The 24,492-nt window shown below is 61.7% G+C and carries 19 protein-coding genes and 1 pseudogene; 18 read left to right on the top strand and 2 right to left on the bottom strand.

Going from position 1 to position 24,492, the window contains the following annotated elements; genetic code table 11:
• Positions 1-72 precede the first annotated feature (72 nt).
• The 3 genes from AC07X9_RS18415 (at position 73) to AC07X9_RS18405 (ending at position 3,657) form a co-directional block, all read left to right on the top strand.
• Positions 73-1,347 (top strand): YiiX/YebB-like N1pC/P60 family cysteine hydrolase, encoded by a 1,275-nt coding sequence (locus AC07X9_RS18415; RefSeq protein ID WP_086486239.1) that lies wholly within the window; start codon positions 73-75, stop codon positions 1,345-1,347.
• Between the two features lie 722 nt (positions 1,348-2,069).
• Complete coding sequence (locus AC07X9_RS18410) at positions 2,070-2,561, top strand: DUF736 domain-containing protein (RefSeq protein ID WP_086486240.1); 492 nt, start codon at positions 2,070-2,072, stop codon at positions 2,559-2,561.
• Positions 2,562-2,643: 82 nt separating this feature from the next.
• Positions 2,644-3,657 carry a DUF2493 domain-containing protein gene (locus AC07X9_RS18405; RefSeq protein WP_086486241.1) on the top strand — a complete coding sequence of 338 codons (1,014 nt, stop codon included), beginning with the start codon at positions 2,644-2,646 and terminating at the stop codon, positions 3,655-3,657.
• Positions 3,658-3,807: 150 nt separating this feature from the next.
• Here AC07X9_RS18405 and AC07X9_RS18400 read toward each other — a convergent pair whose 3' ends face one another.
• Positions 3,808-4,164, bottom strand: coding sequence for a hypothetical protein (locus tag AC07X9_RS18400; RefSeq protein ID WP_254908140.1), 357 nt, complete (start codon positions 4,162-4,164; stop codon positions 3,808-3,810).
• A gap of 66 nt (positions 4,165-4,230) precedes the next feature.
• On the opposite strand from AC07X9_RS18400, the gene AC07X9_RS18395 reads away from it, so the two are divergent.
• The 8 genes and pseudogenes from AC07X9_RS18395 to AC07X9_RS18360 form a co-directional block, all read left to right on the top strand.
• Entirely contained in the window at positions 4,231-4,398 is a 168-nt protein-coding gene (locus tag AC07X9_RS18395; RefSeq protein WP_176342157.1) for a hypothetical protein, read from the top strand.
• A 232-nt stretch (positions 4,399-4,630) separates the two neighbouring features.
• Positions 4,631-4,933: a hypothetical protein gene (locus tag AC07X9_RS18390; protein ID WP_086486242.1), complete on the top strand. Its 303-nt coding sequence runs from the start codon at positions 4,631-4,633 to the stop codon at positions 4,931-4,933.
• Positions 4,930-6,975, top strand: coding sequence for a type IV secretion system DNA-binding domain-containing protein (locus AC07X9_RS18385; RefSeq protein ID WP_086486243.1), 2,046 nt, complete (start codon positions 4,930-4,932; stop codon positions 6,973-6,975). The genes AC07X9_RS18390 and AC07X9_RS18385 overlap by 4 nt, the downstream gene beginning before the upstream one ends.
• A complete protein-coding gene (mobF, locus tag AC07X9_RS18380; protein WP_086486244.1) occupies positions 6,972-9,947 on the top strand; it encodes a MobF family relaxase in 2,976 nt (991 codons plus the stop codon). The genes AC07X9_RS18385 and mobF overlap by 4 nt, the downstream gene beginning before the upstream one ends.
• Complete coding sequence (locus AC07X9_RS18375; protein ID WP_086486435.1) at positions 9,937-10,485, top strand: restriction endonuclease; 549 nt, start codon at positions 9,937-9,939, stop codon at positions 10,483-10,485. Before mobF ends, AC07X9_RS18375 begins: the two co-directional genes overlap by 11 nt.
• A gap of 820 nt (positions 10,486-11,305) precedes the next feature.
• Positions 11,306-11,551 (top strand): type II toxin-antitoxin system Phd/YefM family antitoxin, encoded by a 246-nt coding sequence (locus tag AC07X9_RS18370; RefSeq protein ID WP_086486436.1) that lies wholly within the window; start codon positions 11,306-11,308, stop codon positions 11,549-11,551.
• On the top strand, positions 11,548-12,012 hold the full coding sequence (locus AC07X9_RS18365; RefSeq protein ID WP_086486245.1) for a PIN domain-containing protein: 465 nt from the start codon (positions 11,548-11,550) through the stop codon (positions 12,010-12,012). The genes AC07X9_RS18370 and AC07X9_RS18365 overlap by 4 nt, the downstream gene beginning before the upstream one ends.
• An 8-nt stretch (positions 12,013-12,020) precedes the next feature.
• Positions 12,021-13,100 (top strand): annotated as a pseudogene (locus tag AC07X9_RS18360) (recombinase family protein); the annotation flags it as partial.
• Positions 13,101-13,540: 440 nt separating this feature from the next.
• On the opposite strand, the gene AC07X9_RS18355 reads toward AC07X9_RS18360, so the two are convergent.
• On the bottom strand, positions 13,541-15,298 hold the full coding sequence (locus tag AC07X9_RS18355; RefSeq protein WP_086486246.1) for a recombinase family protein: 1,758 nt from the start codon (positions 15,296-15,298) through the stop codon (positions 13,541-13,543).
• A 502-nt stretch (positions 15,299-15,800) separates the two neighbouring features.
• Between AC07X9_RS18355 and AC07X9_RS18350 the strand changes: the two genes are divergently transcribed.
• From AC07X9_RS18350 to AC07X9_RS18320, 7 genes are all read left to right on the top strand, one after another.
• Complete coding sequence (locus AC07X9_RS18350; RefSeq protein WP_086486247.1) at positions 15,801-16,559, top strand: hypothetical protein; 759 nt, start codon at positions 15,801-15,803, stop codon at positions 16,557-16,559.
• 14 nt (positions 16,560-16,573) lie between these two features.
• Positions 16,574-17,527, top strand: coding sequence for a hypothetical protein (locus AC07X9_RS18345; protein WP_086486248.1), 954 nt, complete (start codon positions 16,574-16,576; stop codon positions 17,525-17,527).
• Between the two features lie 628 nt (positions 17,528-18,155).
• On the top strand, positions 18,156-19,286 hold the full coding sequence (locus AC07X9_RS18340) for a cysteine desulfurase family protein (protein WP_086486250.1): 1,131 nt from the start codon (positions 18,156-18,158) through the stop codon (positions 19,284-19,286).
• Positions 19,283-20,185, top strand: coding sequence for a DUF4007 family protein (locus AC07X9_RS18335; protein WP_086486251.1), 903 nt, complete (start codon positions 19,283-19,285; stop codon positions 20,183-20,185). Before AC07X9_RS18340 ends, AC07X9_RS18335 begins: the two co-directional genes overlap by 4 nt.
• A complete protein-coding gene (locus AC07X9_RS18330) occupies positions 20,182-21,966 on the top strand; it encodes an ATP-binding protein (RefSeq protein ID WP_140159635.1) in 1,785 nt (594 codons plus the stop codon). Before AC07X9_RS18335 ends, AC07X9_RS18330 begins: the two co-directional genes overlap by 4 nt.
• Complete coding sequence (locus tag AC07X9_RS18325; protein WP_086486253.1) at positions 21,920-23,566, top strand: hypothetical protein; 1,647 nt, start codon at positions 21,920-21,922, stop codon at positions 23,564-23,566. The genes AC07X9_RS18330 and AC07X9_RS18325 overlap by 47 nt, the downstream gene beginning before the upstream one ends.
• The gene (locus AC07X9_RS18320; RefSeq protein WP_086486254.1) at positions 23,563-24,366 is read left to right on the top strand and encodes a phosphoadenosine phosphosulfate reductase family protein; all 804 of its coding nucleotides are present in this window, start codon (positions 23,563-23,565) and stop codon (positions 24,364-24,366) included. The genes AC07X9_RS18325 and AC07X9_RS18320 overlap by 4 nt, the downstream gene beginning before the upstream one ends.
• Positions 24,367-24,492 lie beyond the last annotated feature (126 nt).

Below are 24,492 nucleotides of genomic sequence, written 5' to 3'. Positions count from 1 at the left end.
GCATAAAGCGCTATGGTTCGCAGCGCTCTCGCTCGAACGCTCGATTTCAACAACCTGCGCTGACGGTGCGCCATGCCTGACGAAGAGATCCGCCGCATCAAGGTCGAACGGCTCATGCCGGGCGACATCATCCTCACCGCGTCCAGCGGCAAGGTGAGCAAGGCCATCCGCATCGCGAGCAAAGGTCAGGTCTCCCACGCGATGATCTGCGTCCAGCACGGCTCCATCATCGACTCTACCAATGACGGCGTGCAGGCGCACAACATCCAGCGCGAACTTTACGGACCGGACGATCATGTCGCTGTCTTGCGCCTCCGCCAGTCCCTGACAGAGGTTCAGCTCGGCACCATCATCGATTTCGCACGCTCCGAGATCGGCACGCGCTACTCCAAAAGCGAAGCCGTGCGATCGGTCCTGACCGGGCCCAAGCCAAGGACGCGACAGCTCTTCTGCTCGCGCCTTGTCGCGCGTGCTTTCGCCAGCGCGGGCGTCCACCTCGTGGCCGACCCCGACTATTGCACGCCTGAGCAGATCCGGCGCAGCCCTCTTCTCGCGGAGCTTGCGGACATGACGGAGACGGTGTCGCCCGCTGAGTTGGCGGCATGGGCCGCGCGCCCCAATCCGATCGCCGGCATGCAGGACATCCAGAACCGGATATTGGCCGCCGCGCGGCAGCTCGATCCATCGGTGGAGAACTTCAACGACCTCGACCGGCTCGTGCAAGACCATCCGGAATGGGACGAGGAGATCGCCCGCGTCTATCGCGAGAGCGGCTATCTCGACCTCTGGCGAGCCGACCTCGCGGTCAACCCATGGCACTATGATCTCGACCATATGGAGGCGAGCGCAGGATCGCCCCGTGATGCCGGCCTCCTCGAATATTGCCTCAGCACCATTTGCGAGTTCCATACAGGCGGCCTGCGCTTCGCCGTCAATCTCGCCCATTATGAGCGCGCTCTGGACGCCAACGGCAGGGCCACCACCGCGCAACTCGTAGCTCTTTATCGGCAGCTCGTTATCGGCGACCAGACGCGCCGCGAGGTCGCTCTTGCCTGGCTTCAGCGTCACCATCCCGAAGAAGTCGCTCCCCATCTTCAGCGGATCGCGCCGCATTCGGACCTATGGTTCTCGATCGTGGACCGTGTGGAGCCCCGGCTCGGCGCCATCGCCCGCCTCTCCATCCAGCGCATGGGATCGCCTGATGTCTGCTCGGCATGCGGCGACCCGGCCAAGGACTATCGCCTCGTGAACGCCGCCGAAGCGATGCCGGGCGTGCCGTCGCTCAGGCTCTGCGGCGATTGCCTCGAAATCCGGCGTGGCGGCGGCGAAATCCTTGAGCCGCTGTAACTGTTCGCAAAGATCCGACAGGCCGTGGCCGGTATGGCGGATGCCCGCAAGCGGGCACCGGGCTCTATCTCCGCTTCGCTCCGACCAAGCCCCCTGCGGGGTCTTGTCCGCTTCGCGGCAACGATCCCTTCCGCGGGCGTGCGGCGCGAGCGGAGCGCTTCCCCCTGAACCGAACAGTCCAGCCGCACGACCATCGCAATGCAGGCTTCGCCTAAGGAATCGCGCTAGTCGCGCGATGAGGATCGTGGAGCCAGCCCGATCGCATCACCCCCTTCGCCGCCCTCGCAGGATCCGCGCGTTGCAGGACCGGGGCGGGGATGCAACGAGTTGCAGAGCCAAGCTCCGCTAGCTGAAAATGGGCCGGCGATGTTTGTCCGCTTGTCGCAGCAGCGCCGGCCCATTTTCAGCAAGCTACGCTAGGCTCTCGTGCCTGTTGCATCCCCGCCCCGGTCCTGCGCCTTCGGACCTGCGAGGGCGGCTCCGGGTGCGATGACGATCGAGCCGGCCCACGCTCCCTTTCCATTCAAGCAGAACCGGCCGCAAGCGGCCGGTGCGTCTTTGTGCCTGTTGGGCCGCTGACGCGGCCGTTCGATGCTCGGGCTCACCAAGTACGATGAAATCTGTCAAGAAATCAATGACATGGAAGTAATGGAGGGGAGGGAGTAGGGTCTTGATGTGGCCGGAAAGAGAAACGGGTCACAGCACAGAGAAAGGATGAAATCATGAAGATCGGTAGCTTCAAGTTTGACGAGCGCGTCGGTGATATTGTCGGCAAGATCGCCACTCGCAGGATGCGCTTTCCTTACCTTATCATGAAGCGCGTCGAAGATCGGCAGAGCGACAGCGCCCCCGTCTATGAGATTTACGAGACGAACGAGGCGGGCGACGAAATCCAGATCGGTGTGGTCTGGGAACGCCGCATGAAGTCCAATGACGAACTCTTCCTGTCCGGCATGATCGACGATCCCAGCTTCCGCGAGCCGCTGCCCATCGCCCTTTTCGGGGACGAGACGAACGGCTTTGATGTCCAGTGGCGGCGTGAACGCGAGCGCGACACGCAGAGCGGCGGCTTCGGCAATCGTGCCAATGGCGGCCAGCGGCAAGGCGGCTTCGGCGGGCGTTCGGGCGGCGGCTTCTCCGGCGGCAGCACCGCAGGACCGGGCGGCGAATATACCGGCAACGGGCGCGGCCTTGACGATGAGGTGCCCTTCTAAGCCGCATCAAAGGCGGGCCGGGGGAGCGCTGGAACGCTTCCCCGGACCCTGAACCGTCATCCCCTCACTAGGAGCCATTCCCATGAGCAAGCCAACGGCCTTGCGCAGCGTTAGCAGCTTTGCCGACCTGCCGGAACTCTATGCGGAAATGACCGCAACGCCCGACTTCGTGGCGTCCTTCAGCGACCCCTTGCCGCTCACCATCATCGACGCGGGCGAGGAACCCGCCGAACACACGATGCCCGATCCGATCGCGGCGCAGGCGGAATGCGGCGGCATCGTCGCCGCCATCTTCGACCTGCTGACCGACACGCGGCTTGACCCGCTCGCACCGGAACTCGCTTGGGGCTTCGTCAACAGCTTCCATTTCGTGGCGAACAAACTGGAAAGCCGCGAGGATCGGCTTGCCGACACCCTGCGCGACATGGCCCGCCGTCTGGAACCGGGCGAGGTGTTCAACAAGGAACTGGAAAACACCCAGCTTGAATGCCAGTCGGTGGCCGAACAGCGCGGCGCGATGGAAGCCATGCGCGACTATGCCGCCGCGATGTATCGCGCCTATGCCGGTCGCCCGTGGTCGCCTGCCAAGGGATCGCGCGCGTCCCACGTCACCACCGCAAGCCAGATTTCCGCGCTCGACTTCCTGCGCGCGCGATCCGAACGGCGGCGCGACCGATACGACCCGCAAGGCCCTGTCGTCGTCGTATCCGGCCCGCAGGACTGGCACGATTGGCGCATTATCTGGGGGCGCCTCGACCAGATCAGGACACGCATCCCGAACATGGTGCTTGTCACGACCGGACAGCGCGCCGGGGTGGACGCAGCGGCAGCCGCATGGGCGGCGCAACGCGGCGTTATCTGTATCGCGTTCGGCCTCTATGGACGCGGGAAGGGCAAGGGCTTCAAGCGCAATCGCGACATTGCCGAGCTTATGCCCGTCGAGGCGCTGCTATGCGAAGGCTCCGGCATACAATCGAGCCTCTATGACCTGTTCAACCCGGAGAAGGGCCACCGCGTCCCGACCCATGTTTTCATGCGAACCGATCAGGAACCCGATGTGCCGATTAAACGCAAGCGCCGCGTCATAGCGGCCTGACCGGACCACCAGCCCAAGAAGGGACCGGCGCGGGACACCGCCGCCGGTCCCTTGTCGTGCTTGTCGCACGAGCGGGGGAAACCCGAGCGGTTTCCCCCGCGCCGCTCCTTTTGGCGGGCGTCCCGCCCGCCAACGTCGCTCCCCTTTCCGCTAAGGATGCACCGTCCCCTGGCTTCCGTCTCCGGCATCCGAACCGGGAGGCGGCGTAGCGCCGGACTTCATCCCACCAGCAGCGCGGGCCTTCGTCGGTGCGCGCCGTTCGGGCGGATCATCGGTCGCGGCCGGAAGCGCCTTCAGTGCAGCCAGCGCCGCGCCGCCGCCGATCCTGATCGCTTGGCCGAGCACATCGCGAAACTCGCGCTCGCTCAGTCTCTCGACCGCAAGCTCCGACGCGAGCCTGCCATAATGCGCGCGCAATCCACGCCGCACCGTCTCGGCTTCCTGCGCGAGATTGCGCTGGTCGGCCTCGATCTTCGCGAGCCGTTCCCGTTCCGTCATCTTGGGCATTCTTGGACTCCTTCTTGGAAAGGAGGTCTGCCCGCCAACCCCGACTATCTTCCAAGGAGCATCCGCTTGCAACGCATTCCTGACGACGGAGCGCAACCGATCGAACGCGGCTCCCCTGACGGGGAAACCCGCGTCGATCGGGATCGACAGGGCGCAGCGGGCGAGCGCTGCGGAAGAGGGACGCACGCCGCAGGCGAGGAGAATGCACCCCACGCACGGGTGCTGCGGGCGTGAATCGCGCGGATATCCGCCATTTTTAGCCGGCACAGAATGGCTGTCGATCTGGCACCGATCGGCTGCCGGCGGCAGCCAGGCCGCATTGTTTCCGCGCTTAAGCGATTGATCTGCCTTGGCACTTAATGGCTGCCGGCGGCAGTTTCGATAAATTGTTGAGATCACGTCGTAATTCGGCTATAAGAGGGTTGCTTCACCACGTTGCTGGCGTGCCGGACAAGGAGTCCGCCGCTTGGCACGCATCACAATTCGCATAGACGATGACCTCTATGCGCGCCTTTCTGTCCAGGCGCGCAATGCGGGTCTCGGCGCCGCGACCTATTGTCGCGACATACTCGAACGCTTCGAAGGTACCGATCCTTCGGGCTATCATGCCCGCTTCGACGAGCTCCATGCGACGGCCATCCAGGCCTTCGCGATTCTCGCCACGTCGGTCGGCGAGCGCTCGCCTGACATCCTCCAGAAGGGATTGGGTGAAGCGCGCCGACTCCTCCGCGAAAGGGGGCTGCTCGATCCCGAGCAGGACCGGCCATGAGCATCTTTCGTCACGACACGCTCGGCTCCTGGACCCGCGGCGGCCAGGCCATCGTCCACAACGTCCGCATGACCACCCAGGTCTTCTACCAGACCTTTCTTGCGGGGCTGGTGATCTGGATCGGCGGCATCATCTGGTACGCGCTCGAAAAGTCGTCCGAGTACGAGCGCTTCGTTCTTGTGAAGCTCGGCCAGGCCGCTGTCATGGGGGATGCCGTTCCCGGCAACGTCACCCCGATCCTGTTCAGGACACCGGCAGGCAAGCAGTACTGGACCAGCCCGAAGGCGCTCCTCGATTCCGGTGTCGCCCACAAGACGCTCGCTGCCTTCGAGACCTATCTGCTCCATGGAGCGGCAATCTCCGGCCTGTTCGCCCTCGCCATGCTGGGGTGGGCCTGGTTCTACTTCACTCGCACCGGACGGGGACTCGGCTCGAACCAGTTCCTGCGCGGCGCGCGGTTCGGAACCGTGCGGCAGGTTCGTCGCGCCCTGTGGCGTCATGCCAAGGGGAGCTTCGACATTGGCGGTGTCAATGTCCCCGATGCGTTCGAGCCCGAGCACATCCTGATCTGCGGCGCCCCCGGCACCGGCAAGACCAACATCATCGTCAAGATGCTCGACGGAATCCGGAAGCGGAAACGGCGGGCCATCGTTTACGATACGGCTGGAACCTTCGTCGAAAAATTCTATCGGCCGGGGATCGACGTTCTGCTCAATCCGCTCGATGCGCGGGCGGATTGCTGGTCGCCCTGGGTCGATGTCCCGCGGGACTATCACTACGATCAGATCGCCGAGTCCACGATTCCCGACAAGGCCGGCGATCCCTTCTGGGCGAAGGCTGCGCGCGGCACGCTGGTTGCCGTCTTACGGAAGCTGGCCCGGCAGGAGCGCACCCTGGTCTCGATCCTGCTCGACACGTTATTGCGCTCCAAGCTGAAGGACCTCGCCGCGTTCGCTGTCGGTACAGACGCGGCGGCATTCATCTCGACGGAGGGGGAACGCACCAGCGCCGGCATCCAGGCCGAGCTCGCCTCAGTGATGCGCAGCTTCGCCTATCTCGATGACACCGCAGACGGTTTCTCGATCCGCGACTGGGTCGCCAATGAGAAGGACGACAGCTGGCTCTTCATCACTGTAAAGGCGGACCAGCTTCCTTCGCTCCGTCCCCTGATCACGGTGTGGCTTGATATCGCGATCAGCGCGATCATGAGCATGACGCCGGATCGCAACCGCCGCCTCTATTGCGTGATCGACGAGTTGCCGACGCTCCAGCGCCTGCCGTCGCTCGGCGACTTCCTTGCTCGCGCCCGGAAGTATGGCGGCTGCGGCATCCTGGGGTTCCAGAGCTACCCGCAATTGGAAGCAACCTATGGCATCCAGGATGCCGCCGCGATCACCGGCTACTGCTCGACCTGGGTGGCGCTGCGCGCCAACGACACGCCGACCGCAAAGCATGTCAGCGAGAATCTGGGGCAGGTCGAACAGGTCGAAGCCAACGAGGGCATGTCCTACGGCGTGAACGATATGCGCGATGGTGTGAACCTCTCGCGGATGCAGGTGACGCGACCTCTGGTAATGCACACCGAGGTCACCAATCTGCCCAACCTCATCGGCTATCTGCGCTTCGGACGCAGCCTGCCTGTGGTCCGGTTCGAGGACCGCTATAACAAGGTCGCCTCCGTCGCTGAGGCGTTCGAGGAGCGTGGAACACCGCCCGTTCGGCTCGCGGTCGCGGTCCCCCCTGCGTCCCCACCTTCGGTAACTCCGGCTACGCCGGCCAGGCCAAAAGCGGGGGCACCCAAACGACGCCGGACGGAGCCGAAGGCGCAAGAGGCCGAACTCCCGCTTCCTTCGCCATCAGACGAGATGGGAACATCGGGTGGCGTCCCAAGTGCAAAATCCACGCCATCGACGCAATCAAATGGGGCCGATGAACGGGCGCCCACTTCACCGCCACTCGAACTGTTCGGCAAGCCCGCCGGGTTCCGTCTTAGCCAGCATGGGCGCCATGATGGTGCCCGCAACGTCGCGAGGCCGGCATGATCAATCCCATCCGCCTCAAGGGAAAACCCGCGAACATCGCCCGCTATTATACTGTCGGCGACTATTACACCAAAGGCGCCGACGAGCATTCCGAATGGGGTGGTAAGGTGGCCGCTGAACTCGGCCTTGAAGGGAAGGTCGATCCCGGCATTTTCAAGGAGCTTCTCGCCGGCAAGGTTGGTGATCAACAACTCGGCCGCCGCCGGAAAGACGGCAACATCCAACATCATCCGGGGTGGGACTTCGCGGTCAACGCGCCCAAATCGGTATCGATCATGGCGCTGGTCGCCGGCGATGAACGGATCATCGAGGCCCATGAGCAGGCAGTCGGTGTCGCACTCACCTACCTCGAGGAACATGCCACGATGCGGCACCGCGTCGATGGGGAGGTCACCGAGAAGACGACCGGCCGGCTGATCTGGGCACGCTTCACCGAGCATGCCTCTCGCGAGCTCGATCCCCATCTCCATACGCACGTAGTCGTCATGAACATCACCGACGAGCGGGATGGAGCGAAGAAGGTCAGCCTGGAAACGCGAGCGATGTTCGCCGAGCAGATGGCGGCCGGTCAGGTGTATCGCAATGAACTGGCACATCTCCTCCGGGAGCGCGGCTACGATGTCGAGTTCGACCCGCGTCGTGGTCTGTTCGAGATCAGGGGCGTCCCCAAGGACCTGATCACAGACATGTCGCAACGCGCCGAACAGATCGAGGCCCATGCCGCAGAGCATGGCCTGACCGGGCAGGCGGCACGGCAGAAATCCTTCTATGCCACCCGGGGACCAAAGCAGAAAATCTCACTCGAAGAGCTGCATCAGCGGTGGGACGGACGGCTTGGCAAACATGCCGAGGCGGTGATGGAGGCGCGCGCCGACGCAGAGAAAATCGGTGAGCACGGTATCGAGGTGGAAGCGCAGACGGCGGCGCGAGCCATGCTGTTCGGCCTGCGCCAGTCGGAAGGCAAAGAGGCGGTCAACAATCTCGGTCGGTTGTTGCAGTCGGCATTGGCATCACATGTAGGGGAAGTACGCCTCTCCGATATTCGCCCCGTGGTCGAGGAGCATCAGGCGCGAGCGAAGCTGCTGGAAACCCGGCATCGCACCGGCGACGAAATCCATACGCGCGGGCGCACGACCCGGAAGACGGCCCGCCTGGAAATAGCTTTGTCGGACCATTTGGCGCTTGCCCTTAACGATGCTAGGCCTCTGGCATCGGTTGAAGCGCTCCGCGACGCCGGAATTGCCCGCAATCTCAAGCCCGAGCAGAGAACGGCGCTTCTCCATATAGGAACGACCGACCACCGGGTTGTCGCCGTGCATGGTGTTGCCGGCTCCGGCAAGTCGACGATCATCGGCGCATTGCGTGAAGCAGTGGGAGAGGGTGCTACCCTGATCGCGTTGGCTCCCACCTCATCGGCCGCCAGCGAGCTGGGTCAAAAGGCCAATATCGAATCACGCACGGTTGCCAGTTTGCTCGCCTCGGGAGGGGCCAGGCTTGACGATAGCCATGTTCTGGTGGTCGACGAAGCCGGTCAGCTTGGTAATCGCCAGGCAATCCGACTGCTCGAGATCAGTCGCGCCACGGGTGCTCGTCTCATCTTGCTTGGCGACACCCGGCAGACGGGGGCTATCGAACAAGGCAAGCCCTTCTGGTTGATGATGCGCTTTGGCATGCCCAAGGCGGAACTCAAAGATCCGATACGGCACGAGGCCGATGGCATCACTAAGGCCGTCCGTCTTGCACGCCTCCAGAATTATAATGGCTCCATTGGCGCCCTGGACAAGGTCACGACGGGAGAGGGCGGCGAGAATCTGGCCGGAATGCTGGTGGGCGATTGGGTGCGTTTGACGCCTGAACAGCGCGAAAAGACCAACATCCTCGTCCTCGACAATGCAAGCCGCCTCATCATCAATACGAAGATACGCGAAGCCCTCAAGACGGAGGGAGTGGTCGCGGCCGAGGAAGCCAGGCTATCGATCCTGTCGCCATCCGGCATGACCGACCAGGAGAAGCATTTCGCGCGCTTCTACTCTCGCGGTCAGGTAGTCGTGTTCTCCCGCGACAATGTCGGGCTCGGGATCGCCCGAGATGCCGAGTACAAGGTGATTGGCGTGGGACGAGACGCTCGAGGGCGTCAGACGGTCAATCTGGTTGATGAGCATGGCCGCACGATCCAGTGGGATCCCCGTCTGGGGCGGGCCTCCCAGGTCAATGTGTTCAAGGAGGAGCAACGCGACCTTGCCGCCGGTGACCGCATCCAGTGGCGTCTGGTCAACAAGGAACTGGATATCAAGAATGCGGAGCGAGGCACCGTAGAACGTCTCGACGGTGCGGTTGCCACGATCCGATGGGATCGGGATGGGCGGAGCCAGGAGATCGATCTCTCCCAGCACAAGAACTGGGACCATGGCTATGGCGAAACCGTCTACTCGGCGCAGTCCAAGACCTACGACCGGGTCTATGTGCTGGCGCCCGTCAACTCGCCGCTCGTCACCGGGCAAAACTTCTACACCGCGATCACCCGCGCGAGTTTCGGGGCCAGCCTCTGGACGGAGAACCGGGAGAAGCTGGTCGAAAAGCTGAAGCAGCGTACGGGCGAGAAAACATCTTCTCTCCAAGGGTTGGGGCGGATCGAGCGGGACAGCTTAAAGGGCCGGTCGGCCCGCCACGCCGAGCGCTGGGACAAGCTTCGCGACGAGCAAAGTGTCGAACGCGAAGAGCGTAAGGACAAGCCGGCGGCGCGACGTGAATCTGCGGAGAGTACTCCGCCGACAGGATTAGCTGAGCGCATCGCGGGGCGCGCGCAGTCGGCTGCATCCTTCATGGACCGGTGGGTTGTAGCTCTTTTCGACCGAAGTGCCCATCGGGGCGATGACCGGGAGGACGGCCATGCTGCTGCGACCGTTCCCCAGCCGGCGGCCGAACCTGCCCACGCTCCGTCCCAGGATCATGGAGGCGGCCATGATCGCTGATTGGGCCATATGGTTTGCAGCCGTCGGGATTGTCCTCCTTGTCTGGTTCCTTCGTGGTTCGCGGACCACGGTCAAGCATCGATGGCGACGTCGACAGGCACGCATCATGTGCCGGCAATTGCAGGGACGGGATCGCTCCCAACCTCCAACGGTTATTTTCGCCCGCTTGCGCCGCATGGATCCCCTGGCTTTCGAGGAACTGCTCCTAGAGTGCTTTGAGCGTCGCGCGATCGAAGTCGTCCGAAACAGGCGCTACACCGGCGACGGAGGTATCGATGGGAAGGTAAGAATCTGCGGTTGGGTCTGGCTTGTCCAAGCCAAGCGCTATGCAGATACGATACGGCCCGAACATGTCGAAGCGTTCGCGCAGCTATGTGCAGCAAAGAGTATGCCGGGGCTGTTCATTCATACTGGACGAACCGGACCATCGACCCGAACGCTGCTCATTCGCCATCCCCATATCCAGATCATATCGGGAGATCAGCTTCTCGCCCTCGTTCGCGGTGAACACGTCCTGGTCAGGGGGAAGCGCATATGAGAGTCCCCCTTGTGCGCCCGCGCTGGCGGTCGGGGCTCTATACATTGCCTTCGCTCGTAGCAGGCGTCTTCTTCCTGTCTGGCTCAGCTGCAACGGCGTCTCCTCCGATCGGGTCTGCCGCCGCGGAACGTGAGATCGCCAGATGTATTCAATTCGCATCGGCGGGCAGATCATGGCTTGAAAAGACGCTTTGGGGTCTCCGCGATCAGGAAGCCGGATGGATCGGTGCCGAGGTTCCGAACAGCAACGGAACACATGACCTCGGGCCGCTCCAGGTGAACAGCTCCTGGGTAGCCAGGTTATCTGTTCTGGTCGACCGAGATCCCGGCCTTGTCCGCGCCTGGCTGATCAACGATCCGTGTTTCAACGTGCAGGCCGCCAAGTGGTTGTTCCTGTCGGGGTTGCGCACAAGCGGGAGTTATTGGCAGGCTGTAGGCATCTATCACAGCCCGACACCGTGGCGGCAAGAACGCTATCGCAAAAACGTTGCACGGCGGCTGGTTTCAAGGTTCGGGACGAATGTATTTTCACCCAAGCCGCCGAGACCCGTCCCTCAACGACGGGAAAACGGTTCATCTCCCCTTGCTGAGGGGAAGCCGCAATGACCGATTCAAACGGCGAGCCGCAGATATCGCGGAGCCCTGCGGGCGAGCTGGACGAGCGGATTCTTCGCATAGCAGCCGCGATTGGCCGGCACCTTGCTCGGGAGGAGATAGCGCGGAAAGGGCGCGCAAATGCCGTGCCGGAATTAAGCGATCTCCCATTGGAAGAAAGAGATGATTGAGCTATAGTTCTAGCCGAAATAGCAGAGGGTTTGGATATGCGCGCCTGGCAGCTTCAAGAAGCGAAAGACCAGCTCAGCGAAGTGATTGAAACGGCACAGGCCCGTGGACCTCAAATGATCACGCGCCATGGCCGACCTCGTGCGGTGCTGCTCTCTGCTGCGGACTATTCTGCCATGACGTCCCAAAGGCCGGACTTTAAGGATTGGTTGTTGGGAGGTCCCAAGGCGAACCTTGCGTCACCTGCGTCGACATTCAGCACGATAGGGGAGGGAAGGGGTTGAAAGGGAATGAGAATTTCCTCCTGAGTACCGACGTGCTGTTCGAAACCCGGAGAACGCCGATGCATCCTAACGTCGAGCGGTTTCTGAAGGAAACGGAATCAAACAGGCTGTTTCTCAGTGTTCTCAGCTTGGGAGAACTGCGTCGGCGGGCACGGGATCTCCGCGAGGCTGATCCCGAAGGGGCAGTCCGCTTCCAGGATTGGCTGGACGAGGCAAAGCACAGCTTCGAGGATAGGCTCCTGTCGGTCGATGCGGAGGCGGCAGACGCATGGAGCGCCTCAGGAAATGACGACGTTCATTCGGTTATCGCTTCGCTCGTTGCTGCGACGGCAGCGTCCAACAGTCTCATTCTCGTCACCCGTAATGCCAAGGAGGGCATAGGGTTGAACATTCGAACACTAAATCCTTGGCATGCAGCCTTTCGCACCAGGCCGGCACCCACGACCGGAGACGCATCTTGACCCGCACTGTGCTTTACGCCCGATACTCGACCGATATGCAAAGTCAGACCTCGATTGACGACCAGTTCGCCATTTGCCGCGATCAGGCCGTCCGGGAGGGATGGCGCATCATCGGCACCTATCAGGATGCCGCGATCTCCGGCGCCTCCGTAATTCTGAGGCCGGGGATTCAATCGCTGCTTCAGGACGCACAGCTCGGCAAATTCGACACGATCCTTGCCGAAGCGCTCGATCGCATATCCAGAGATCAGGCTGATGTCGCGACTCTGTATAAGCACTTTCAGTTCGCTGGCGTGAAACTGATCACCATCGCAGAAGGCGAGATATCGGAGCTGCACGTAGGACTGAAGGGTACGATGAATGCCCTTTTTCTCAAGGATCTCGCGAAGAAAACGCACCGAGGGCTAAGGGGGCGGGTCGAGAAGGGCAAATCGGGCGGCGGTCTGTGTTACGGCTATAACGTGCTGAAGAGGGTCGATGCGAGCGGCGAACTGGTTCGCGGGGAGAGATCAATCAACGAGGCGGAAGCTCTCGTCGTCCAACGGATCTTCCGAGAGTTCTCCAATGGCAAGAGCCCGCGCGCGATCGCGTGCGACCTAAATCACGATAACGTCCCCGGCCCATTCGGCAAACAGTGGTCCGATACGACCATAAGAGGACATGCGGCGCGCAAGACCGGCATCCTCCACAATGAACTCTACATCGGCGTGCTGGTCTGGAATCGGCAGAGATTCATCAAGAACCCATCGACGGGAAAGCGGGTCTCTAGGCCCAACCCTGAATCCGAATGGATTAGGAAGGACGTGCCGGAAATGCGCATCCTGACTGACGAGTTGTGGCAGGCGGCGCGTCAACGCGCGGAAGAAATTGGCGAACGCTACAAGGCAGTTGCGGATGGAATTCGAGCATCGAAAGGAAAACGGCTTCGCAGCCTGCATCGGCCGGTCTTCCTGTTCTCAGGCATGATCGAGTGCGGCGTTTGTGGTGGAAACTGTACCATCATCGTGAATGATCGGTATGGCTGCAACAACCACTTCCGAAAGGGCATCTGCAGCAACAATCGAACGATCCGGCGTGAGATGCTGGAGAAACGTGCGCTTCATGGAATATCGGAGCGGCTCGTCTCTGCGGACGCAGTGAAGCGGGCCGTGGCGAGCTACATCGAGCAAATCAATTCCGCGAACCGGGAGCAACGCGCTCAGGCGGAACTGGACCGCCGCAATTTAGACAAGGTCGAACGCGCGATCGCAGGGATTCTCTCTGCGATTGAGGATGGCATGTATCAGCCATCCATGAAGGCCCGATTGAGCGATCTGGAACAGCAGCGTGATGAACTGCAACATCGACACGTTGAACATTCGGTAGTGGTCCCGGACATCCATCCGAACGTCGCCGAGCTATACCGGCGGCGCGTTGCATATCTGATTGAGGCTCTGAAAGACCCAGCGCTGCGGGATGAGGTGGCCCAGGATATTCGGTCGATCGTTGGGAAAATCATCATCTCGCCCGGCCCTGGCCGAGGGCAGGTCTACGCGGAGTTGTGCGGGCAACTCATGGGAATTCTCAATGCTGTAAGCAAGGAAGGCGGGGGAGGAGGCCAATTATACCAACGGGGACTGCGCCCTCCCGCAACCACCGAAACCGACATTCCACAAAGCCCCGACGCCAAAGCGTTGGGGCTTTGTGCATTCTCGGCCAACCGACGCTGTTCGATCCACTCCAGGATCCGGCCAAACTCGCCGTAGAGCATGGCGTTGACCTCACCGCGCTTCGCTCCGGGCGTGAGGTCGATGCGCTCGATCAGCGCCCGCAACGCATCGGCGGCTTCCTGGCGCTCTTCCGGCTGCGATAGTGCGTGCGTCAGTCGCTCGACCTTGCGCCGATAAATCTCGGAGATGTTGGGATGGATGTCTGGAACATCCACCGGTGCCGCAGCGAGCCGGGCGCGGATCGCATCCTCCTGCGCTTCCAATTCCAAAATCTCATCGACAAGCGCCCGTGTGCCCTTGCCTTCCTTTGCGAGTGTCACAAGGCCCTTGATCGCCTTGAGGACTTTCTGCAGGTCGGTTCGATCAGCGATTTCCGACGCGCGGCGCTGGTGGTTGATCCGGTTGCTCTCCTCGACATAGGTCCGAATGGCTTCTGCCGCGACATCGGGGGTCATCATCCGATCGCGCAGACCATCAAGGACGCGCGCTTCCAGCTTGTCGCGCGTGATGCTATGCCCGTTCGCGCAGCTTTTCGTATCAACATGGTTCGAACAGGCAAACCGCCCCTGCCCGCGAAGGGAATAAGGACCGCCGCAGCAGCCGCAGTAAACCAGGCCGGACAGCAGGCTTTTCGGGCGATGCGTGCGATTAAGAGCTGTATGGGCGGAGCGTGTTGCCTCGATGACGTCGACATATTGGATCGCGATATTCTCTTGCCTCGCCTTCACGGCCTGCCAGAGTTCTTCATCCACGATCCGCAGGTCGGGAACCTCGGTCACAATCCATTCGGATTTGGGATTGATGCGGGAGACCCGCTTGCCGGTTTGCGGGTTCTTCAGATAGCGCAGCCGGTTCCAGACGAGCTTGCCGATATAGAGTTCATTGTTGAGCAGGCCGGTGCCGCGCTTGGCGTGGCCGCGGATCGTGGTCGATGTCCAGAGCTTGCCCGTTGGTGCTGAAATCCCGGAGTCATTCAGGCGGCAGGCAATTGCGTGGGGGCTGAGCCCGTTGGCGAACTGTCGGAAAACCTGGCGAATGACTTCAGCTTCGGCGGCATTGATGCTGCGCTCACCGTGGACCGGTTCGCCTTCGCTGGAGAAGCGCCGCACGACGTCATAGCCAAAGCAAAGCCCGCCCCCGGATTTGCCCTTCTCGACGCGGCCGCGCAGACCGCGATGGGTCTTCTTTGCAAGATCCTTGAGGAACAGCGCGTTCATAGTGCCCTTGAGGCCGACATGCAGTTCAGAAACTTCACCCTCGGCCAGGGTGACGATCTTCACACCGGCGAACTGGAGATTCTTGTAAAGCGTGGCGACGTCGGCCTGGTCGCGCGACACCCGATCCAACGCCTCGGCTAGCAGAATGTCGAAGCGCCCCATCTGAGCATCCTGCAAAAGTGACTGGATGCCAGGACGGAGTATGACGCTCGCGCCCGAGATCGCTGCATCTTTATAATTAGCGACAATCCGCCAGCCTTCGCGCGCCGCCTGTTCACGGCATATCAAAAACTGATCGTCGATCGATGCAGGGCTCTGCTTATCGTCGGAATAGCGGGCATAAAGCGCTACGCGGGGCATTTGGAGTCTCCAGAGATGAGCTTTGGGGCAGTCTACAGATTTGACCATTCTTGCCAATCTTGGGCCACGATCAAAATTGGAGCGCGATTCTATACTGCCCTGCGGTCGGCCAACGTCGATGGGCGGGGCTTGGAGATCGTGATCAATCGACCCTCGCGGCGTGCTACCGTAGGCTTTAGTCGGCTATCTGCCGACATATATTTACGACGCTGGTGCAGTCCGTCTTCTGCTAATCCGGCGGGATTCGATCAACTTATGCCGTTCGCCAGCTAGCGCGTGAACGCCATTCTCGTCGGAACCCATCATTCCGTTTCCATCAACTGGTCTGGCACCAGTGCCCCTAAATGCGGACATTCGCACCGGCGGCGGCGTGGGCTGAATCTTGACATTGGTTCATCACTAACTGTGCTTCTTCGATACAATCGTTCATGATGCGTAGTGACCACAATACTGAGCTGGGCCACGCCTTGCGCATCGGCCATCTTCTTGTACTAGTGCACTGATGACGAGCCCTGAATCCGACCTAGCCGAACAACTTTCTTCAATCGATAGCATTAAGATATATCTGACGGGGCTTGTCGATGCTGCATTTGATGATCGCAAAGGAGCCCCCGTACGCTTGACCTTCGTCGGCGGAGAATTTGCCAAGCGTGTTGGCGTACCGTTCGAACGCCATCTGAACGCCCTGGCAGACTGCGAAAAGGTTGTTTTGCCAAAGACCCGGCGTCGCCTTGCCACTTTTGTCGAGGCCTATTGCCAAGACACCTTCGTAATCACCGAGGACCCAGCCGGGGTCTATTTCGTCGCGCCGCTCGGCGCCGGCGGTTCGGATACGAATGTTGTTTCGGACGTAGCGCCGCTACGCTTCCACCGTGCAGTCTGGGCGGCGTTCATTCGTCCACTCGATGGCAAGCGCCGCTTCCTGAACCTCGAAAAAGTTGGCTTCACCGATGCTACTGAGATGCCGGCGCTAGGCAAATGGCTCGAAATTGCCGAAAATTATGTCCTAGGCGCGCCGTCCGACGCACCGGTCGACGGCATCGAGGTCCAGCGCCGCGTGGAGCAGTGGGCGAGCGATGTTGGTGCGCCGGTTTCGAAGCTAATCATGGCAGCAAAGCCTGTACGCGCGGTCGCGCATCCGCGCGGGGGCTCCGGCCAGCTCGAACAATTGCTCGCGATTGTCGATATTTTGCCGCCTGCAGTAGCTGCTGGCTGGTCAATCCCCGTCGCCGTGCTCAAGCATCTTCGCGACGCTCGCTAGGCTGGCGCTCTTCGATGGTCCCGCTAAAGCGGCTTTACTTGCTTTGCGGCTTCGACGATCCTGGTGTCGAGCGCCAAGCATCCGAGCTTCAGAAATCCTATCAGGCCGGATCTGTGCGCATCATCGGCCGGACCTATCCAGTGAAAGCGCAGAAGCGCGCCGCGTATTTGCGCGGGCTGGTCCACGCTGCCAACAACGTAATCTTCGGCGAAGGCAGCGCGACCAATTTCTGCCGTAAGCTGGACCAACCTTGTGCGCTGGAAGCGAGTAAGGGCAAGCGAAGTCGAGCCACCTGCGAGCACGCCAAAACCAACGTCAGCGCCTGTGCGCGCTCGCGCCCGCAGATTGTCGTCCTTATCTGCTCCGACCAAATGTTCGACGAAGCATTCGACCATCTCGGGCGCGGCGTCCTGTTTCTACGCCTTGCTAGCCCCCAGCTCCCCGCGACTAAGGATCTCAAGGCTGCGATCGATGACTTTGAACCCATCGTTGAGGGCGTGATGGCTGCCGTAACTCAGCGCGTCAAATCGCTCTATGCGCCACTAGCACCTGATCGTAATTTTCAGCGGGTTGGCGGCCACGCTATCGCTAAGGCAGTACAGGCTGACCCCGCACGCTTTGCAGAAATTCTCTCCGATTATCATGTAGCGCTCTATCGTAGCGATTTCGCCAATCCGAAAAAGCCCGGTATTACCGGCGCCTATATGCTCGATGCGGATACCGGCTTTCAGCAGGATCATTTCCACAAGACTGTTCAGACGATCGGCCTAGAAAGTCGCAAAGACGGCTTCCATCTGCTCAATGCATATCACGTCTACGGGGTAAAGAGCGACCCCGGGTTCCATTTTGACGTAATGAACGTAAATGGACGTGCAATTGGCCACATATTGCAGGATGTAGTGAGCGGGAAATCGAGCGTACGTGGAGATCTCCATTTAAACGCTACGCCCTGCGACCGGCTGGTCTAGCAGGGGGTGTTTTAGAGTCCTTCGCGAAGGACTGAGACGAGCTTCAAACCTGCGCCTGCACAGTACGATCTCCGCATATACGCACCTAACACCGGTTACCCGACCGTAACGTACCGCAGAGCGACCCACAAACAGCCCGAATCGCAATCCGAACCGACCAGTAATTCACTCATGTAAGTCTGTAGATGGCGTATACGCGGCAAATTGTCAACGTATGTCACGCTGACAGCCCTGCACCGTTCATTACAAGTCACACTTACCACTCGGAAATGGAAGCCGTCTCCACAGCCATAGCACGCGTAATGGCGTGCTCCTAGCACTGGTCGGCGGCCCGAAGGACCAGCGAAAGCGCGATCACCTCCGGATGGGTATTCTCCGTACGCGACGCACGCAGATAGAGATTGAACAGAAGGATCGTCTCGTCCCGGGTCCAGTCCGGATTGTGCCTCGCTTCCCTCCCGTTGGATCCGTCAGGCGTGGTCGCTATTTCATGCATTAAGTCAATACAGCCGCAGGCGACAGGCTTGGCAACACATATGGCGGAAAAGGCCTGGCCGATGCAATAAGCTCGTGACCTGCAAATCGCCGTCGTGTAGCGTAACCAGCATGATATGGGGCCGGGCGTAACTTGATTATTTACTTGGACAACATGGCCGCGACACCCATCGATCCGCGCGTTGTGGAGCGTCACGGCCTTGCCATGCTCTCAGCACCGGGCAATGCGAACAGTTCGGAGCACGCCGCGGGTGTGCAGGCGAAGCGTGAGCTGGACGAAGCCGCTGAGGCCCTGCTTCACACCCTTGGGAGTGATGCCGCGGACGTCACGTTCACCCCTGGCGCATCTCCAGCACTCTGGCTCGCTATCGAAGACACGATCGCTCGTGCCGGCAAACGCCTCCCTCGGATCGCCGCGACAGCGGTCGAACACCCCGCTCTCCTCTCATCATTGCACCGGGCTGAGCGGGATGGACGCGTTCACCTGACCGTGCTTCCGGTCGACGGGGTGGGGGCACCCCAAGTCGAAGCCATCGAGCGCGCTCTGAACAATGGAGTGGATCTCCTATGCACCATGGCGGTGAACAACGAGGTCGGCACCGTCACCGATCTTGAAGCCATCGGCGAGCTGGTCTCGCGCAGCGGCGCGCGACACCTGATCGATGCCAGTCAAGCCGCCGGGCGCATCAACATGAAGCACGTCGTCGCCGCCGATCTCGTCGTCGTCAGCGGAGCCAAGCTCTACGGTCCCCGTCGCGCCGGCGCACTCATAGGCACGTTGGCAACTTCGTCAGCCGCCTTGGCCCACGACGTATTCGGCAGCCCCGACGTGCCATCGGCGGCGGCGCTTGCCTTCGCTGCGCAACTGCGAGTGGAGGAGTCCGGCGACGACGAAGCGCGCCTGCTGCTGATGCGCGACGCACTTCAGGCGCACCTGCTCGATGCGTTGAAGGGGCTAAGAATCAACGGGAGTCCCAGCCAACGGCTGGCCGGGAGCCTGCACGTCTCAACCCCTCACGTGCCAGGAGATGTCGCCGTCAGCCGTCTGTGGGGTCGTGTAGCGGTATCGACCGGCGCGGCTTGCCAGTCCGGCGTGCCTGGGCCCTCGCATGTCCTTATGGCAATGGGTCTTTCCGACTGGGCGAGGGAGGGTGCGGTGCGCATCGGTTTGGGTAAGATGAACACGGAGCAGGAGGTCGAGGAGGCTGGAGCACTTATCGCCGCGGCCCTCTCTTCTGCCGAATCCGTCCGGAGATATGCATGAACGCCGTTGCCATCCGCCCCCGCTTCAGCGGGCATGAGACGTTCGCGTGCCGCTTCGCGTGGCTCCCCAAGGCGGTGCGTCTGATCGCGAGAGATCCCGCAGCACTCCAGGACGACGAGCGAGCGATCCTCGAGCTGGGCCTCGGCAAGAACATGGTGCGATCCCTGCGGTTCTGGCTCGATGCGTTCGGTGTAGCCTCGGCGCGGGGCGGCACTTGGAAGCTGTTGCCGTTCGGTGAGGCCGTGTTCGCGGAAGATGGCCTCGATCCCTACATCGAACGGGTCGAAACACAGTGGCTTCTGCACTGGCAGCTAAGCACGCCGGTAGAGAGCCCCCTCTTCGCGTGGCGCCATATCCTATACCGCCGTATGCGACCCGACTTCACTCGCTCTGAATTGCTCGCGGAGATGCGTCTCGAGGGTCAGCGGCTCGGATATGGGCATTCTGACGTGACCTTGGTCCAGCACGGCGACATCTTCCTTCACAGCTATCTTGGTTCACTGAGCTCGGCCTCGCCGGAGGACGCCCTCGACGGGCCGCTCGTAGATCTGGGTCTTGTCGCCAGGCTTGGCCGGCGACGCGGTGGTGTCGATCGGATCGAGCCTGTGTTCGCGCTATCGCGCATCCCCATCTCCGAGATCGGCGCCGCGGTCGTCGATTATGCGATCGCTAGCTTCTGGCAGGAACGGCACGGCGCGGAATCCGTCGTCTCATTCAGGGATATTGCGCACGCGGAAGGCTCCCCAGGCGCAACGTTAAGACTCGAAGCCGACGACCTGCGCGACCATCTGGACCGCACAAATGCTCTGTGGAGCTATCGGCCGTCCGGCGATTCTGGAAGCGTCACGGCCGTCCGCACACCCGACCCGGATGCAAGACTCCGGGAGATCTACGCATGAGCCGTGCGACGACCGTCGGCGATTTCCTAGGCCAGCCCGGAATGTTCTACCGGTCGGTGGCGCTGGAAAGAGATGTCAGCGATCCAGCTGCGGGACGCTCGTTCGTCTTGACGCCTTGGCTCGAGCGCGTCGCCTCCGAAGTCATCACCGGACTGCAGGAACGCTCAACCCGCAGGGCCTGGCGCGTGATCGGCGACTTTGGAGTGGGTAAGTCTGCGCTGGCCCTGGCGCTAGTCCAGGCACTCGACCCTCGGCTGAGCGACCAAGCAATGCCGGTGTGCCAGCTTGCTGAGTCCATTGGCGGCGCGCCCCGCATGTTTCCGCTTCTCGTTACCGGGTCGCGTGACGGGCTTGCGTCTGCCCTGACATCCTCAATCCGCAAGGCCGTCGCCACGAAGGGCCTACTCGGCACGAAAGCATCAGGGGAGGTGCTAGCGGTCGAGGATCCCTTCGCAGCGATCGTTGAGTTGCGCGACAGGCTGCACGCCACAGGCCAGTTCGATGGCCTGCTACTTGTCGTCGACGAGATGGGCAAGTTCGTTGAGAATACGGGCGATGACGATGGCGCCGACGTTTACCAGCTGCAGGCGCTAGCCGAGGCGGCCTCTCGCTCTGGGGACGTGCCGCTCTCTGTAATCCTCATCCTCCATAAGGGCTTCCAATCTTACGGCGAGGACTGGCGCGCCGCGCGACGGACCGAGTGGCAGAAGGTAGCCGAGCGTTTCGAGGAACTGGTATTCGACCATCCCCTCTCGCATACGGCCGCCCTTCTGTCCGCGGCGCTGGGCGTCGAGGAAGCTTTACTGCCAGCAAAGGTCCGCAAGGCGCACGACGATGCCGTCCGGCGCGTCCGCGCACTTGGTTGGCTTGGACCTCGTAACGGCGCCGCCGCAGCCGGCTGCTGGCCGGTCCATCCCTCCGCTGTCCCGGTCATGGCGCGGTTCTTCGCGACCTTCGGCCAGAACGAGCGCTCACTGTTCGGTTTCGCCGCAAGCGAGGAGCCGAACAGCCTCAGGGCGTTCGCCGCAGCGACGCCGGTGGTCGATGGCCTCTACGGGATTCACCATTTCTTCGACTATGTCGCCTCGTCCTTCGGTCATCGTCTTACCTCACGTGCAGGAACGGGCGAGTGGGATCGCATCGGTGCGGTCCTTGAACGGGCGGCTGATGCAGACCCGATCGAGACCGCGGTCCTCAAGACCATCGGCGTTCTGAATCTGCTCGATGCCCCCGACCTAGCGGCGACCATGGATAGCGTTCGAGACGTCCTCGTACCGGCGTTCTCTGCGGACGAAGTCGGGAGCGCAATCCGTCGGCTGGCGGATGGAGGACTGCTGTTTCAACGCCCAGGGCGCTTGGAGCTACGTCTATGGACGAGCCGCCGTGTCGACCTTTCGGCGATCTGGGCTGACGCGGAGCGCGAGGTCGATGCGAAGCAGGTTCTGCGCGAACTTCCCAGGCATCTGTCGGCCCTGCCCATCCGCGCGCACGTCTTGGCGCGCCGGCACTCGGTGACGACAGGAACCAACCGGCGGTTCGCGGTTAGGTGCACCTATGCCTCCGCCCTCGCGGGGTATGCCGGACATGGCGATGCGGACGGCGGTCTGGTTGCGGTGATCTGCGGCAGTGACGATGAGCTGCGCATCGCGCGCGCATGGGCGGCAGAGGTCACCGCGGAGCATTCGACGATGCTGGCTGCGGCTGTCCCGACGAATGGTGAGTTTTGGTCAACCGATGATCGACCTGCTTCGTCACAGATGGGTGGTGGCAAACGCAGCTGAACTGAAAGAGGACGCCTACGCGGCCGCGGAGATCGAACGAACAGTCGCTGAGCTGGAGAGGAAGCTTTGCGCCTCGATTGAATCGGCGCTGGGGTTGCGAGGCCATGCTCCGAGCGATCCACTGGACCTGTTCTGGAATGGCAAGGCGCAGCCGCTGCTGAATCCTGCCCACGTCCGCATCTCGACGCTGTGCGACGCGGTCTACTCTGAGGCGCCGAAAGTCGAGAACGAACTCGTAAACCGACACGCGCTGACGACGGCCGGTGCCGGCGCGCGACAGCGCCTGATAGACTCTATGTTCGATCGGCCGCTCGATCCCGAGCTGGGATTCAAGCCAAACAAGAATCCTCCCGAGCGCGCGCTCTATCTCTCGTTACTGCGGCGAGGAAATGTGCATCGCGAGGAGGGCGGTGTTTGGACTTTAGCCCCTCCACCCCTCGACGCCGATCCATTGCGGCTACGTCCCGCGCTTGACGCGATGCAGGCTCGGCTCGCGAACGATGGCGACCGTGTGGCGCTCATCGACCTCTATGCCGAGATCGAAGCGAAACCCTTTGGTGTCCGGCGTGGCCTGTGCTCGCTGCTTCTCGCCATAAACCTAGTCGCGGCGGGATATCGAGTGGCGTTGTTCGAGCGCGGAACCTACTGCACGAGGCTCGACGGCGCCGCGTTTATGCGCATGCTCAAATCGCCCGAACACTTCACCCTCCAGTGGGTGTCGCTCGAGGGGGTCCGCGCCGACGTCTTCCACCGGATCGCGGCCCTTCTCGGTCAGCCACCCGTGGAAAGTGGCATCAGGACCGTAGTTGATCCGCTGATCAAATTTGGCGTGGAGCTGCCTTTCCACGTCCAACATTCATCTGCACTGAGCATCGAGGCGCGCAACGTCAGAAAGGTCCTTTCCCAGGCGCGGAGTCCCATCGACCTAGTGTTCGATGAGCTGCCAATTGCTTGTGGCAGTGAACCGTTCGCGCCGAATGCCCGTCCCGATCGCGAGCTTGCGACCCGGTTCGTGAAGCGACTCGATGCCGCAGTGACGGAGTTGCGCAGCTGCTACCCCAAGTTGCTTGAAGGAATGCGGATCGAGGCGCTCGCGGCGCTGGACGCACCGGACCGTGCCGCGATCATCGACCGAGCCGCAGGGCTCGTCTTCAGAATTCGCGAGCAGCAGCTGCGGACGTTCGCCACCAGGCTGGCCGACGGCGCGCTTGGCGAAGACTCGTGGACTGAGGCTCTCGGCGGCGCCATTATCGGCAAACCTCCCTCGCGCTGGCTCGACCATGACGTCGAGATGTGGCGATCGCGCCTCGCGGACTTGGCTGCGCACTTCCGGCGCGTCGAGGCCGCCGCCTTTGGCGAGAACGCTTCCAAGCGCAAGGCAGTTCGCGTCTCCTTGACCCGCGCGGACGGCGAGGAACGATCGGTCATCGTCGATCTTGATGAGCTGAGCTCCGACCAAGTCATCGCGATCCACAGCATCGAGCGGATGGCGGCGGATGCTAACCTAAGCTTGGACACCGTCGCCGCGTTGCTGTCGCTCGAGAGCATGCAGCATGACGACCAGGTCGTCCCCGAACCGAATGCAAGGACGGCCAGTTGAAGACTCGTCACATCCTCAGCCTCTCCGGCGGCAAGGACAGCGCGGCGCTCGCCGTCTATCTTCGCGACCGCGTCAGCGATATGGAATATATCTTCCACGACACGGGCAAGGAACTGCCCGAGACCTACGACTACATGGCGAGACTGGAGAGCATCTTGGGGCAGCCCGTTACGCGGACCACCCCGGAGGACACTTTCGAACACTGGCTTGCGGTTTACGGTGACATGCTGCCTTCGAACCACCGGCGGTGGTGCACGAAGATGCTGAAGCTGAAGCCATTCGAGAATTACATCGGCGACGATCCGACGATCAACTATGTCGGCCTGCGCGCCGACGAGAACCGGACCGGCTACATCAGCACCAAGCCAAACATCACTGCCGTCTACCCGTTTCAGGAGGACGGCCTCGTCCGCGCCGACATCATGCGGATACTCGAGGACAGCGGTCTCGGCCTTCCGCCCTACATGGAGTGGGGCCGCTCGCGGTCAGGTTGCTACTTCTGCTTCTACCAGCAGAAGATCGAATGGGTCCGACTCAAGCGCAAGCATCCTGACCTGTTCGAGAAGGCCAAATGGTATGAGGAGCGCAGCGCACTAGTCAGCGACGGCTTCACATGGTGCAGCAGGGAGTCGCTTGCAGAATTAGAGCGTCCGGAGCGCATGGAGGCGATCGAGCGCAACTGGGAGAAATCCAATGCGAACCGCGTAGCTCGCCGAGAAAACCTGCCGCTTTCCGCAGTGATTGCCGGTGCCGAAGTCGATGACGTCGAGCCGGAGGGCTGTCTGATCTGCTCGTTATGATCGGACGGTCCCTTATCGGAGGAGCTTATCGATGCGATTGCCTTGCCAAATGATAAACCTCATCCTTGGGGTTTACGCGGCTGATTACGGACTTCATTATCGCAGTGGGGCCGATACTAGGGAATG

Source organism: Sphingobium sp. GW456-12-10-14-TSB1, assembly GCF_059424385.1.
Note: the sequence above shows the minus strand (reverse complement) of the source record. Positions and strands in the feature narration are given on the sequence as shown.